Below are 14,237 nucleotides of genomic sequence, written 5' to 3' on the forward strand. Positions count from 1 at the left end.
AGTCTCTATGGCCTTTTATTGAATATTCTATTCAATGCCATTCTGATCCTTTCCGCAATTTCACGGCTGTTCAGTGTTTATTAACCGACAATCATTTTTAACACGCATCGTCATTCCACGGCGGCGGGTATTAACTGAATAACTCAACAGCGCTACCCGATGTTCCGGCGGCGGTTGGTTAATTCCAATTCAATCAAGCGTTAAATGAATTGGGTTAGGTTTGAATGGGTGGGTGGGGAAATGTTGGGTTGTGTGCCGCTTGGATTGGTCATTTATCATCAATCGCGTGCCAGGTACACAACCCAACCGACTAAAACTGAAATTGTGCGATCAAACGCCGCAATTTATCAGCTAATCCATCCAAATTATGCGCAGATTTAGCCAATTCAGCAGCGGCCACGGCACTTCTTTCGGTTGCATGAGTGGTTGACGCCAAATTATTGGCAATTTCCGCCGTCACACAGGTCTGTTCCTCCGCCGCGGTGGCGATTTGGTCAATTTGCTGCTTGACCTGATCCACCTGCGCCAGCGTACCATGCAACATAGTTTCCATTTCTTCCGCCTGCGCGGCCCCTTTTTCGGCATCACTGGCACTCGCCTCCTGCGCCTGCATTGCCGCCTGCGTATCCGCCTGAATTGCCGTAATCATGGAGTTAATTTCTTTAGTCGCCTGCGTAGTGCGTCCCGCTAATGCACGCACTTCATCCGCCACCACCGCAAATCCCCGCCCCATTTCACCCGCTCGCGCTGCTTCAATTGCCGCGTTTAATGCCAATAAATTGGTTTGACCGGCAATTTCATCAATCGTTGCCACAATACTATCAATTTGTTTAGAACGTTCGGATAATGAAGTCATTACCTCGGCATTTTTACGCATTCCACCACGCCGCCGTTTAATACCAGTCACCGTTTCCCGCACCGCCTTAAAACCATCATGCGTAAGACTCACAACATGCGCAGCATTATCAACTGCGACATGACAACTGTGCGCAATTTCATTACTGGTCAAACTCAATTCTTCACTCGCCGTTGCTACACTCGTTGTCTGTTGCAAAGTATTATCGGCACTATTATTCACTTGGCGCGACACCTGATTCAATGTATTTGACGCCTCAACGACAGCGTTAATTTCGGTGGTCACTTGCGCTAATAAATGTTGCAACCGGGCTAATAACGCATTGACACTGTGACTGATTTGTCCAATTTCATCGCGGCTGGTCCAATGAAACCGCTGGGTTAAATCATAGCCCAAGTTGAGTAAAAACGTGCTAAGGGCGTTAATTGGATTCACCACTAGATAGCGTAATAACCCCAACATCAATCCCGTCATCACAACTAACAAAATAATGATACCAAATAATAAATGATTGGCTAATTCAAATACTGCTTTTAGATTGCTTTCATACTGCGCTCGCGGCATTCCCGTTAAATGAATTCCATACACCTTGCCATCGGTAGTGCGGGCGGACGCGGCCGCAAAAAAGTAGTCATCAGTTAATTGCGTGGTGAAACTGTCTAATGTGGCATCATTCGCATTGCGCGCAAAAGCAATGGTGTCGGCATCAAACCATTTATCGTTTGCTGCAAAATAATTGCGGCCAATTTCAAGTCCACCGGCTTTGGCTCGAAACTGCGCTTCATCCACGACATCACGTTTCACTAATAACATGTAAAAACTATTTTGATTGCGCAATTCACGGCTAATACTGCCAACGCCCATCATGGTTTCCACCATGCCAATTAACTTGTTATTGCCATCAAAGACCGGGGCAATGGCGCGTAATGCGACGCTTTCGCGCCCTAATTCAACACCCGCAACGGGTTTTTTACTTGTTGCCACTTGGCGCAGCATGGCGCGAAATGACACGTCATCATTGCGGTCGGTAGAAAAACTGCGATAAAAACTGGTCATGTCGGCGCGAATGACATGAAAGCGCACTCCTTGAAAATCAGCAGTTTTGAATTCGTCAGTTAAATGCTGCAATTCGCGTTCACACAGCACCACATTGTCAGCTTGCAATGCCATAATAATTGAATCGCTGTGCGTGATTGAAATGGCATTAGTGACCAATAAATCCAGTTTGTACTGAATAGATAAATCAATTTGGGTTTGTAAGGACGTGGCTAAATTAGCACTACTTTGTTCAATTAACTGGGCGCGAAAGTATTGAATATAGCCGCCCAAAATCAAAATAAACAGTAGCGTAGTAATAATGGATACAGTGGTCACTTTAGCACTCAGACTAAAGTGCTTTTTAATATCTTTAGGTGGTGCAATACCAAAAGAAGGTGCAGAAAGAGAAACCGCATTCATAGCAAAAACCTGGGGGTGAGTGGAATAGAGTGATTGGGTTCACTTGAATAATGACGATTAACACACAAAATACTGCACACGTCGTCGTCACAACGCATGTTTATCAATTCAGCGTCACATGATGACGTTAAATCACGGCAGTTTATTTATTCTGCTGTGCGTCACCACGATGCTTTTTAAAATATGTTATCACTAAATTGCTGTTGGAGGACAAATCATGTCTATTGGATTGTTATTGAGTTTAACTATTGTATTAGCCATTGCCGTATTCACGTCCTGGACAGGTAAAGCAGCAATGGCTGCGCCAATTGACGCCACCGCCGCCCACGAGCGCATCGTACTGGGCATGGGCTGCTTTTGGGGGGCGGAAAAACGCCTTGCCGCACTGCCGGGCGTGGTGGCGACCTCGGTGGGTTACGCCGGCGGTGAGCGGGAAAATCCCAGTTATTATCAGGTGTTAGCCGACGAGCGCCGCCCAACTGTGCGCAATCACGCCGAGGTGGTGCAGGTGACATTCGACCCGGGGCAGATTAGTTTGGCGCAGATATTGGCGACGTTTTGGGAAAATCACGACCCCACGCAGGGTAATCGGCAGGGCAACGACATCGGCACCAATTACCGCAGCGCGATCTATTTCACCGCCCCAGCGCAGCAAAAAGTGGCGGAAATGACGCGGGCAACGTATCAAACGGCGCTGACGGCGGCGGGTTTTGGCAAAATTACGACGGAAATTGCCGCGTTGACGCAATTTTACCCCGCCGAACCCGAACATCAGCAGTATTTGGTGCGCAATCCGAGCGGTTACTGCGGGCTGGGCGGCATTGGCGTCAAATTCCCGACGGCGGTTAAATCAACGCCGCCTTCAACTGCAAGTTCGGCGGCGGCGGTGCAAGTAACTGATTTATCACGCGCCCAGCAGTTGATCGTGTTTGCCAGCATTCAATGCAGCTATTGTGCGCAATTTGACCGCGATATTGCCGCGAATTGGGCAGGAACGGTGCCGATCATCACCACAACCAGTACGCAATTGCCGGACGGGTGGACGCTGGCGCAGCCGTTGTGGGCGACGCCGACCGTTGTGTTATTTCGTGACGCAACCGAGGTGGCGCGCTTCACGGGTTATCAGGGGCAGCCGGCGGCGTTTTGGCGCTGGTTGGGTGAACAATTATTAACGCCCGAAGAGCAACACATTGCCTATCAACACGGCACAGAACGTCCATTCACTGGCAATTTACTCGATCAACATACGCCCGGCACTTATATTGATCCACTCACTGGTGCGGCGTTATTTCGCAGTGATAGTAAGTTTAATAGCGGCAGCGGTTGGCCGAGCTTTTTTCAACCAATTAACGGTGCAGTGACGCTGCATGAAGATGAGAGTCACGGTATGAAACGGACTGAAGTGCGCAGCGCCAGTTCTGGCATTCATTTGGGGCATGTGTTTAATGACGGACCCGCCCCGACGGGACAAAGATATTGTATTAACAGCCACGTCCTGCGCTTTATTCCAGATCAATTAACCCCAGCGGCGGAGTAATGAAAGATGTTGATTAATAGCAATGACATTTCGCGCCAGTTGCGATTGGCGATTTGTTTTATTTTAAGTTATCTAGCGATTCCAGCACCCGCGTTTGCTGCCCGTTCATTAGTGGTACTACCCGTTTATGAACAGCCCGCGGGTGATCTAGTCGAAGTATTGCGGCCATTACTCGGGCGCGGTAGTAGTATTACCGCACATGGCAATCAGTTAATTGTCAATGCCAGCACCAGTGAATTACACGCTATTCGTGAAGCGCTGCTGCGATTAGATCAACCAGCGCGGCAGTTGTTAATAGAAGTGCGCCAAGCGCGTGACCAAAATAGCCAAGATACACGCGGCACTGTTCGCTATTATCGAACGAATGATCTGAATGATTCCATTGCGCAACGGGTGCAAACATTAGACGGGCGCCCGGCGTTAATTCGGAGTGGTGAAGTCATTCCTACCATGCAATATCAATTGCCCTGGTATCCAGCGCGTGATCCGCGTATTCCACCACCGCCCTTGACAATGGAAACGACTTATCAAGCACAAACGGCCGGCTTTTATGCACTGCCACGTTTGCACGGCGATCAAGTGACAATTGAATTGTATCAGTGGAATGAGCGCCCCGAATTAAATGGCAATCAACATACCCAACAGGCGACTACAACGGTGCGTGGTCATTTAGGCACCTGGCTAAATATCGGTGCGGTGAATATCAATGGTGAGTGGAATAACGCCGGCGGCCAACAGCATTGGTCAACCCAACAGCAATCAGACATGCAATTACAATTGCGCGTGACTGAATTGCCGCAATAAAGCGGTGATGATGAATGCCAACGTTATTTAAAGCAGGCGTAATAATTCGGCTAACGCTTGATCGAAACGCTCGCGCAATTGCTCAAAAAACCCTTGCTGTTTTGCGGCGGCGCACCCGCCGAGTGCTTGTAATTGATTAAAAAAATGCTGGTCTAGTTGCGCTTGTGCCGCTCGATAATCCCGTTCTGGGAAATAACGATCCTGCACATCCAGAATAGTCATTCGATAGCGACTCACCAGCGTTTTATTCAAATTGTCGCTATAACGGCCAGCGCCATCTTTACGGCAGCGACTATTGTATAAATCTAATTCTTTTGCCGTCGTTACAAGTGTCAGCAATAGCGGCGCCATTTGCGGATCACGCAACGGTGCCGCTGGTGTATTTGAAGAACTGCCTATGGTTATTAAAAAGACGGATGTTATGGCTAATGAACTGAATAAATAACGCATGAACATAAATTAACAACGCCCATACACTGGAATTGCCGCACCCGAAATATCCCGCGCTGCATTGGATGTTAAAAATACCATCACTTCCGCGAGTGATGCCGGCGTCACCCACCGCTGATAATCGGCATTTGGCATTGCCGCTCGGTTTTGTGGCGTATCTAAAGTACCAGGCAAAACGCAATTGACTCGAATAGAATGCGCAGATAATTCTGCCGCTAAACTTTCAGTTAAACTCATCACTGCTGATTTAGATGCGCAATACGGCGCCATCTGCGCTTGACCCATTAACGCCGCCCGCGCTGCGACATTGATAATACTACCGCCACCTTGGGCGATCATTGTGGGAACAATTGCACGACATAAATAAAACACACTGCGGGCATTCAAATTCATCATACGTTCCCAATCATCATCACTGGTTTCATGCACTGGTGGTCCCATACTAAATCCACCGGCGATATTTGCCAAAATATCAATGTGATCATACCGTTTTTTAATTGCAGCAATGGTTTGCGCAATTGCCGCGGGCGTCATTAAATCCACTATAAAGGACGTCGCTTCACAACCCGCTGGCAAGGTCGCACACACGGCATTCAGTGCATCGGCGTTATGATCGAGTAACACCAACCGCGCACCCGTCGCGGCCATTGCAGTCGCAAAGGCAGCGCCGAGATTACCCGCCGCACCAGTAATCACTGTCACGGGTTTTATAGATGTTTTTATCAAATGAGACATGGCAAAATCCTCGTGTTGCTTTAATAAAAAAGCGTTTAGTGATAACACCCAACAATTTATACAGATTTAAGAAACTAATTATTAAGATACGCCATTGAAACGTGTTTTAAGTCATCGGCAATACTCGCTGCTGACTGCACCGCTGGAAATAAAACAATGACTTGATGGTTGGAGTTAATTAGATAAAATGGCGGCAGGGCGGCGGAATCAGATGCCGAAGGTTGTGTATTATGATCCGAATGATCACCCAACACTAAACGTAACTGCTCCAGTTGCCGATCACTCGCCGTGAGCAAATGTAATTGCGGCAAAATTGTTAATTTCACGTTTTGCTGCGATTCGAGCATCGGCATAATGAGCAACAATTGCAATGCTTGCTGCAATGTAGGTTGACCAGCTAACCGATTGATGATTTCAATCAAGCGTTTAATAGTTTTTTGAGTGATACTTGATTGATTTGGTATTAAGACAAGCAATGCCCAATTGTGCTGCTCATGGATTAAATCAAACGGCGCACCGGCGGCATCATACAGTGATAAAAGTGGCAATACCAGTGGCGGTTGCAATTGAACACCTTGCAATGATGGCAGCGTATTCAACGAATGATTGTGTTGCCAATGATTACCCCATTGATAACTCATAAAAAACAAGGCTACGGTCAAAACCGCCATCAAGAGTTTGATTGCCAGCCCCGCCCGCTTGAAACGATATTGACTAAAAAATATCATTGATAATGCCGTGCATGTAAGTCTAAAATCACTGCCTAAACACCATTAAATCCCTGTTGGCGCCATGCTTCAAATAATACCACAGCAACGGCATTAGACAGATTAAGACTGCGATTACCAGGACACATTGGAATACGCAGGCGTTGATTAGCTGGCAATTGGTCAAGTACGGTACACGGCAATCCTCGGGTTTCAGGACCAAATAATAACGCATCATTCAGTTGATAATGGCAATCGGTATAATAACGTTGCCCGCGAGTCGTCAATGCAAATAAACGTGGCGGATTTAATTGTGCCAAACATGCTGTTAAAGAAGGATAAGTGACAACTTCAACCCACTCACGATAATCTAATCCAGCGCGGCGCAACTGGCGGTTATCAAGCGAAAATCCCAGTGGTTCAATCAGGTGTAAATGCGCACCGGCATTCGCACATAGCCGCATGATATTTCCTGTATTTGGTGGAATTTCTGGTTCATAAAGTAAAACATCCATAACTTAATCGTATTTCATCACTCTTTTATGTTTGTTAACACTAGCATTATGGTAAAAAGACTGCCAAAATACATCAGCTGATACCAGATTTACTTGCATAAAGTATTTTTTATTAACCCAAAATAACAAGAATTTCTATCTAATTATTCTAAATCCCCATATTGAAATATATCGTGGTCAGGCATTAGCTGCTTATCTTCACAAACTTGCCGAATTGAGATTGACAGTTTTCCGGAAATATTCATATCTTTATGATGGCACATTAGAGCAAGAAATGGAGTAGCTGAATCGCTATTTAAATAGCGATACCAGTTTATTGGCAATGATTCAAGATGAACATGGTTGGAAAGAAGTGAACAATGACAATGAAACAGCAAAACCTATGGCAGCATGGATTAAATCATTTGAATTATAATAATATCGCGGTTTTATTTAAAAACCCCTGATTTTATATTTAATCTAATAAAAATCCAGCCGTAACGCGGCGTCCTTCTCCGATAAGAATATTATAGGTGCGACACGCGGCACCTGTCGTCATCATTTCCAATCCAATCCCACGTTCATAGAGGATTGCGTACACTTTTGGATCAAGAAATTGTTGTCGATTGCCAATACCGAGCAAAACAATTTGCGGAGAATTGACTAATAAATATTCCAAATGTGCAGACGTGATCGTCATGATATTGGCAGCGTCCCAGATGCGCGGCGCCAATTCCGTTCCAATCATAAAACTGTGCTGAAATTCATGGCCTGCAACAGTAATGCTGGTAGCAGTGTAAGCGGTAATACTTTGATGGTGATGGGTCGGGAGTAATTGAATAGACATAGATTAACCTAGAATTATTCAGTGTCACTATTGTTTTTTAATAGCGCCGCATAACTGAGATTTTTCGCTGCTTGATAAGCGAGTTGTTTGCTACCATTCGGCATGATAAATGGTTTTATTTAGAATCACCAGAAATAACAAATGCTCTCAGCTGAAATGTTGGCTTTTGCCGCCATTTGTTATTATAGACTATCGTTTTCAATTGTGTTATTTTACCAATTTACACAACTCAGTGCTAATATGCAATACGCTTGTGTTATTATTAGAATGAATCAATTAAAACTTAGTCGTCTCCCAATAGTTTTTGCCATCATGTTGTTATTGATGCTCAATATCAATGGTGGTTTTGCATGGTTTGTATGGCAATCACACACATTCCTTGATGCTGCATTAGAACACCGCCAACAAGCACTTTTATTAGTTCGCCAACTGCGTCAAGAATCCGAATTACTGGCGCGCTTGGTTGGACTTTATGCTAATTTGGGAGAAACACGTTTTTTACTTTATTATTATGACATTTTAGGTATCCGTGAAGGTGAAAAACCAACGCTTGCCGTTAGAAACCCAACTATCTATTGGGAAAAAGTGATTGCCGGTGATTTAGAACATCAATTGCCTACTCATGGCGATCAACAGTCGCTGCGTGAACGAATGCGCCACCTCGGGTTTAATAAAACTGAACTAGCAGCATTAGATCACATTTTGACAGTCAGTGAATCATTAAAAGAGATTGAACAAATTGCTTTTGCAGCAACACAAGGTTTGTATGATCCCAAACAAAAAAAATTCGTATCGGATGCAAATCCGGATTATACCTTTGCCCAGCACCAAATTGGTAGCCGTGAATATAATCAACGACGCTTACGATTATCTGAAGCAATTGAACAGCTATTACGATTGGTTGATCAGCGTACCAATAATGAATTAAATCGCGCACGTCAACAGTTGCTCAATTGGACGCTGGTATCCAGTTTAGGTGTATTAGTGATGATTTTATTGATTGGCGCCCAAAGCTATATGATTAATCATTACATTTTACGGCCGATTCGTACATTGCGTATCGTTGCTGATCAACTGGCAACTGGACATTATAAAACGCGAATTGGTAATAGCACTAATGGTGCGGAAGAACTTGCGATATTAGGAAATGTATTAGACAAAATGGCAACTGCAATTGAAAATGATATTGCGCAACGTGAAATCGTCCAGCGCGAATTAGAAGTAGCGCGGCTGAACGCTGAAGCGGCAACTCAAGCAAAAAGTCGCTTTCTTGCCAACATGAGTCATGAAATCCGCACTCCAATGAATGCCGTAATTGGTATGTTACATTTAGCATTGAATACCGAATTAACTGTGCAACAACATGATTATTTGACAAAGGCGCAAGCGGCGGCTAAATCACTACTCGGTATCTTAAATGATATTTTAGATTTTTCTAAAGTAGAAGCGGGGCGATTAAAATTAGATAACGCGCCATTTCAACTTGAACAAGTGATGAGTGAATCTCTATTATTAGTACAACAAACCGCGCAAGAAAAAAATATTGAATTATTGTGTGAAATTAATGGATTGCGATCATGGCAAGAAAAAAATACGGTCATGGGTGATGCACTGCGCTTGCGACAAGTTTTAACCAATTTACTGTCCAATGCTGTTAAATTTACTCATATTGGTCATGTCCGTTTAATGTTGAATGTCATTGCCGAAGATGCACAAATGATAACTGTCTGTTTTCGTATTGAAGATACCGGTATTGGTATGTCTCCTGAGCAAACAACTCACTTATTCGAAGAATTTACGCAGGCTGATATTTCCACGACCCGCAAATACGGCGGCACTGGTTTAGGTTTGGCCATTTCACGTCGTTTTGTGATAATGATGGGTGGTGATATTAGTGCGACAAGTCAGGTTGGACAGGGCAGCAGTTTTACATTTTCAATTCAACTTCAGCGCTTATATCCAACTCCATTATCAACTATCAACGATTGTGATAATACAAATACACCTTTGTTAAGTTGGCGCGCATTGATCGTGGATAATTATCCGGAGTCGCAAAAAGGATCACTGCGTTTATTACAGCAATTCGGTATTACACAATTAGAAACCTGTGCAACGGGTCAAGCAGCTATTGAATTGATTCGCACTGCTCAGGTACATCGTCAACCTTACGATGTTGTTTTATTAGATTGGGTGATGCCAGATATGGATGCTGACGTTGTATTAACGACTTTGTACGCTAGTCAAATTAAAATACCAGATCACACCATTATCGTTACGGCATATGACTTGGAGAATGTTCGCGGCTACAATAAAACTGCACCTTTAGCGCAAGTGTCTTTTTTAAGCAAGCCACTCATGCCAACTGCACTTTACCACTATCTTACGCAATCGCATGAAAAATCTTTTTATCCAGTGGCGTCAAATAATCAATTATTCAATAGTGATACCGGCGCAGCACTACACGGAATGCGTGTATTACTTGTTGAAGACAATTTATTAAATCAACAAATCGCAACTGAATTGATGTCAGCTCATCAGATTCAGGTTGATATTGCAAATCATGGCGGTGAAGCTATGACACAGCTTGCCGCTCACTCACCAGAATATTATGGTTTAGTTTTAATGGACTTACAAATGCCAGTATTAGACGGTTATCAAACAACGGTTCAAATCCGCTTAGATGAACGCTACTCTCATTTGCCCATTATTGCTATGACCGCTCATGCGTTGACGGAAGAACGCGAACATGGTTTGACATTAGGAATGCAGGATTATCTTATTAAACCATTTGAACCAAATGAACTTTATGAGGTTCTCAGCCGCTATCTATTACACGATAAGGCAAATCAACATCATGACAATAGTGATGTTGGTAGTGCAAATAATGTGGTAACTACTAATGAAGTGAGCCACACATGCTCTACGTTGCTGAATGATAATTTTACCCCAAATGATAATTCCATCCCATTGCTAATGATTGAAGGCATAGATACCCAAGCAGGATTAGCACGCGTGGGTGGCAATATCAGATTTTATCAACACATGTTGGATAGTTTTTATACACAATTTAAGGATGCACAAATAACATTGACGACAGCTTTGGCACAAGATGATTGGAATACGCTCATTACTACCGCGCATACCTTAAAAGGATTAGCCGGCACATTGGGCATGGTTCATTTAGCACCAGCTGCTACCGCATTTGAACAAACCGCCAAAACTCGTGCATTAGACATTGCGCATCATTTACCGTCGTTATTAGCACAATTACAGCCAGTTTTAGAACAATTGCAACATCTTGCTGCTATTGAAAATAGCACTTTAATGATCTCAGCATCAGATGTGTCACCAATATTTGACATGACAGCTACGCAAAGCGATCTGCGGTATTTTTGTCAGTTATTAGCAGAGGGTGATGTAGAGGCAATTGATATGTGGATTCGACACGCGGACGCTTTTGCGCGTATATTGCCATTTGCCACGATGCAACGAGTGAAACGTGCATTAGATAGTTTTGATTTTGATACTGCATTGATATTGCTAAAACCTGCATCATGGAATAAATAGTTCTATTCAAAAATCAAGTTTTATCTAGTTATATGGTGTGATTAGCTAAATATGACAAATCTAATTACCAGAGGATTGCGGGTGTGATGCGACTAATTCGCGGGCTGGCCAATTTAACTCCAGCCGATCATGGCTGCGTGGCAACCATTGGAAATTTTGACGGTGTTCATTTGGGGCATCGCGCTGTTTTTCAACGGTTATTAGAAATTGCCGCCCTACTCAACTTACCAGCAACGGTCATTACATTTGAACCGCAACCATTGGAGTTTTTTACTCCAACCACGGCGCCGGCACGCTTGACACGTTTGCGTGAAAAGGCCATGGCTATTGCGGCAAATCATATTCCGCGTTTATTGGTGTTGGAATTCACGCCGCGGTTTGCGGCAATGCGCGCTGCTGAATTCGTCACGCACGTTCTGGTTGAACAATTAGGGATTCGGTTTTTATTAGTGGGAGATGACTTCCGTTTTGGCTATCGGCGTGAAGGCGATTTTCAATTATTAAATACGTTAGGATCAATTCACGGTTTCGCAGTAGAGAATCTGCATCGCATCGAACATGGCAATGAACGGATTAGCAGTACCCGCATTCGTAATGTATTAGCGCAGGGCGAATTTGAATTAGCACAGCATTTATTAGGGCGGTCCTATTCAATCTGCGGGCGGGTACAACACGGTGATAAACGCGGGCGACAATTGGGCTTTCCAACGGCCAATGTTTATTTACAACGGCGCGTCAGTCCATTGCGCGGCGTGTATGCCGTACAGGTGCGCAATACGAATGATGAACACTGGTCAGGCGTGGCCAATATTGGTCAACGTCCGACGGTCGGTGGTGGATTGCGCGAACTATTAGAAGTGCATTTATTTGATGTTAACGATGATTTATATGGGCAACATTTGGAAGTCACCTTTTGTTTGCGGCTGCGTGAAGAACGCCATTTTCATTCTTTAAATGAATTACAAACACAAATTGCGCTGGATGTCGCAACAGCACGGGCGTATTTGAAATTGTAATTGCAAAATGGGTATGATTAAATCCCAACTTATTCTGTATTCAACCACCCTATTCAATTGGATTAACCACCCATGACTGTTCATTCTTTAGAACCGCGCCAATTAATGAGCGGTGATGATGCCGTTGCATTAGCCTGTATTCATGCCGGCGTTTGTTTAGGCACCGGTTATCCCGGCACCCCCTCGACTGAGATATTAGAAACCTTTAATCAACTGGGCGGTAAAGCGCAATGGGCGCCTAATGAAAAAGTGGCGCTAGAAGTAGGATTAGGAGTGGCATTTGCCGGTGCGCGGGCAATAGTCACGATGAAACATGTTGGATTAAATGTTGCCGCTGATCCATTATTCACTGCCGCCTACACCGATATTGACGGTGGATTAGTGATTGTGTCGGCCGATGATCCGGGCATGGCGTCCAGTCAAAACGAACAGGATAACCGTTACTATGCACGGGCGGCGGGCGTACCAATGCTTGAACCGACCGATGCCCAGCAAGCGTATGACTACACGTTGTTGGCGTTTTGGGTGGCGGAGCGCTGGAAAATTCCCGTGTTGCTGCGCCTGACCACGCGGGTGTGTCACGCCAAAACGGTGGTTAAACCGCGCCCATCGTCGGCGATTGCGCCGGTATCTGCATCATTTCGCCGCGATATTCCCGCCCGCGTGATGATTCCGGCGTATGCCAAGCCCGCGCATCGGCGGTTGCGTGACAAATTGGCGGCGATTGCGGCGTGGAATGACGCGGAAGGGCCGGTAGAGGACAGCGGCGGCAGTGCCAATTGTGGCATCATTGCGACAGGTGTTGCGGCAATGCACGCCCGCGAAGCTGCCCCCACCGTGCGGCATTTGACCGTCGGCATGACCTACCCACTGCCACTGCAACGCATCCGTGAATTTGCCAGTGAAGTCAAGCAGTTAGTCGTGGTTGAAGAGGGCGAGCCGTTGCTGTATGAGGCGCTCCGCGCTGCTGGTTTACCCGTGATCGGCAAGCCCGACCGCTACCGCTTTGGTGAGTTGGATGTTGCGCGAGTGCGACGCCTGTTGGCACAAAACAACAGTCCAGAACCCGTCCCCGCCAAAGGCAAACCGCCGGAACTCTGCCCCGGCTGCGCCCACCGTACTGTATTCCAGGCACTGCACGATTTGGATTGCATCGTGGCGGGCGACATCGGTTGTTATACCCTCGGCGTGTTGCCGCCATTTTCGGCGATGGACACCTGCGTTTGCATGGGCGCGAGCGTCGGCGTCGGGCTGGGATTGCGTCATGCGTTGCCAAAAAGTCAAGCACGGCGGGTAGTTAGCGTGATCGGCGACTCGACCTTTGTTCACTCCGGGCTGACCGGTTTAGCCGAAATGGCGTATAACCCGCCGCCGACGGGGCATTTATTATTGATTTTGGACAATGGCACGACCGCCATGACTGGTCAACAAGAACACCCCGGCACGGGGCGGACGCTTAATCATGCTGCCACGCATCGCCTAGATTTTTTCAAGGTATGTCAAGCACTTGGTATTCATAATGTGCAATTATTCTCGGCGAATGACCGTGAAGTTGATTTAAAAACCATTATTGCCGACCAATTAACTCGCTCGGAAACTGCCGTGTTTATTATTCAACAACCGTGCGTATTAGCGGCACCGAAAATCCGTTTATACGAACAAGCGGCGGTGAATGAAACAGTGGCAAAAGAGAGTTGTTCAGCAACCGAGTCATGCGCAATTGCTGCGTCATCGCAATTATTTCAATTATTTAATGAGTAATTTTT

Annotated in this window: 11 protein-coding genes; 5 read left to right on the forward strand and 6 right to left on the reverse strand. The window is 45.5% G+C overall.

Going from position 1 to position 14,237, the window contains the following annotated elements; translation table 11 throughout:
• Positions 1–310: 310 nt before the first annotated feature.
• The gene (locus HUK38_RS00835; RefSeq protein ID WP_182581884.1) at positions 311–2,314 is read right to left on the reverse strand and encodes a methyl-accepting chemotaxis protein; all 2,004 of its coding nucleotides are present in this window, start codon (positions 2,312–2,314) and stop codon (positions 311–313) included.
• A gap of 217 nt (positions 2,315–2,531) precedes the next feature.
• Between HUK38_RS00835 and msrA the strand changes: the two genes are divergently transcribed.
• Both msrA and HUK38_RS00845 read left to right on the forward strand, forming a co-directional pair.
• The gene (msrA, locus tag HUK38_RS00840) at positions 2,532–3,851 is read left to right on the forward strand and encodes a peptide-methionine (S)-S-oxide reductase MsrA (RefSeq protein WP_203218646.1); all 1,320 of its coding nucleotides are present in this window, start codon (positions 2,532–2,534) and stop codon (positions 3,849–3,851) included.
• A gap of 6 nt (positions 3,852–3,857) precedes the next feature.
• Positions 3,858–4,655, forward strand: coding sequence for a secretin N-terminal domain-containing protein (locus HUK38_RS00845; protein WP_182581885.1), 798 nt, complete (start codon positions 3,858–3,860; stop codon positions 4,653–4,655).
• A 27-nt stretch (positions 4,656–4,682) separates the two neighbouring features.
• Here the strand turns inward: HUK38_RS00845 and HUK38_RS00850 are convergent, their stop codons facing one another.
• The 5 genes from HUK38_RS00850 to HUK38_RS00870 form a co-directional block, all read right to left on the reverse strand.
• Positions 4,683–5,105 carry a hypothetical protein gene (locus HUK38_RS00850; protein WP_182581886.1) on the reverse strand — a complete coding sequence of 141 codons (423 nt, stop codon included), beginning with the start codon at positions 5,103–5,105 and terminating at the stop codon, positions 4,683–4,685.
• A gap of 9 nt (positions 5,106–5,114) precedes the next feature.
• Entirely contained in the window at positions 5,115–5,840 is a 726-nt protein-coding gene (locus tag HUK38_RS00855; RefSeq protein WP_182581887.1) for an SDR family oxidoreductase, read from the reverse strand.
• A gap of 74 nt (positions 5,841–5,914) precedes the next feature.
• Positions 5,915–6,568: a hypothetical protein gene (locus HUK38_RS00860; RefSeq protein WP_182581888.1), complete on the reverse strand. Its 654-nt coding sequence runs from the start codon at positions 6,566–6,568 to the stop codon at positions 5,915–5,917.
• Positions 6,569–6,603: 35 nt separating this feature from the next.
• Complete coding sequence (locus HUK38_RS00865) at positions 6,604–7,062, reverse strand: tRNA (cytidine(34)-2'-O)-methyltransferase (protein ID WP_182581889.1); 459 nt, start codon at positions 7,060–7,062, stop codon at positions 6,604–6,606.
• Between the two features lie 454 nt (positions 7,063–7,516).
• Positions 7,517–7,888 carry an Mth938-like domain-containing protein gene (locus tag HUK38_RS00870; RefSeq protein WP_182581890.1) on the reverse strand — a complete coding sequence of 124 codons (372 nt, stop codon included), beginning with the start codon at positions 7,886–7,888 and terminating at the stop codon, positions 7,517–7,519.
• Positions 7,889–8,155: 267 nt separating this feature from the next.
• Between HUK38_RS00870 and HUK38_RS00875 the strand changes: the two genes are divergently transcribed.
• The 3 genes from HUK38_RS00875 (at position 8,156) to HUK38_RS00885 (ending at position 14,232) form a co-directional block, all read left to right on the forward strand.
• A complete protein-coding gene (locus HUK38_RS00875; RefSeq protein ID WP_182581891.1) occupies positions 8,156–11,455 on the forward strand; it encodes a hybrid sensor histidine kinase/response regulator in 3,300 nt (1,099 codons plus the stop codon).
• 86 nt (positions 11,456–11,541) lie between these two features.
• Positions 11,542–12,471, forward strand: a complete 930-nt coding sequence (gene ribF, locus HUK38_RS00880) for a bifunctional riboflavin kinase/FAD synthetase (protein ID WP_182582001.1) — start codon at positions 11,542–11,544, stop codon at positions 12,469–12,471.
• A 72-nt stretch (positions 12,472–12,543) separates the two neighbouring features.
• Complete coding sequence (locus tag HUK38_RS00885) at positions 12,544–14,232, forward strand: thiamine pyrophosphate-dependent enzyme (RefSeq protein ID WP_182581892.1); 1,689 nt, start codon at positions 12,544–12,546, stop codon at positions 14,230–14,232.
• Positions 14,233–14,237 lie beyond the last annotated feature (5 nt).

The sequence above is a fragment of the Thiospirillum jenense genome, from assembly GCF_014145225.1.
In the GTDB taxonomy this organism is placed as follows: domain Bacteria; phylum Pseudomonadota; class Gammaproteobacteria; order Chromatiales; family Chromatiaceae; genus Thiospirillum; species Thiospirillum jenense.

Excerpts from the sequence above, each read along its gene's own strand:
- HUK38_RS00860 (WP_182581888.1), bottom strand. The coding sequence starts at position 6,568 with ATGATATTTTTTAGTCAATATCGTTTCAAGCGGGCGGGGCTGGCAATC.
- HUK38_RS00850 (WP_182581886.1), bottom strand. The coding sequence starts at position 5,105 with ATGCGTTATTTATTCAGTTCATTAGCCATAACATCCGTCTTTTTAATA.
- HUK38_RS00885 (WP_182581892.1), top strand. The coding sequence starts at position 12,544 with ATGACTGTTCATTCTTTAGAACCGCGCCAATTAATGAGCGGTGATGAT.
- HUK38_RS00875 (WP_182581891.1), top strand. The coding sequence starts at position 8,156 with ATGAATCAATTAAAACTTAGTCGTCTCCCAATAGTTTTTGCCATCATG.
- msrA (WP_203218646.1), top strand. The coding sequence starts at position 2,532 with ATGTCTATTGGATTGTTATTGAGTTTAACTATTGTATTAGCCATTGCC.
- HUK38_RS00855 (WP_182581887.1), bottom strand. The coding sequence starts at position 5,840 with ATGTCTCATTTGATAAAAACATCTATAAAACCCGTGACAGTGATTACT.
- ribF (WP_182582001.1), top strand. The coding sequence starts at position 11,542 with ATGCGACTAATTCGCGGGCTGGCCAATTTAACTCCAGCCGATCATGGC.
- HUK38_RS00835 (WP_182581884.1), bottom strand. The coding sequence starts at position 2,314 with ATGAATGCGGTTTCTCTTTCTGCACCTTCTTTTGGTATTGCACCACCT.
- HUK38_RS00865 (WP_182581889.1), bottom strand. The coding sequence starts at position 7,062 with ATGGATGTTTTACTTTATGAACCAGAAATTCCACCAAATACAGGAAAT.
- HUK38_RS00870 (WP_182581890.1), bottom strand. The coding sequence starts at position 7,888 with ATGTCTATTCAATTACTCCCGACCCATCACCATCAAAGTATTACCGCT.
- HUK38_RS00845 (WP_182581885.1), top strand. The coding sequence starts at position 3,858 with ATGTTGATTAATAGCAATGACATTTCGCGCCAGTTGCGATTGGCGATT.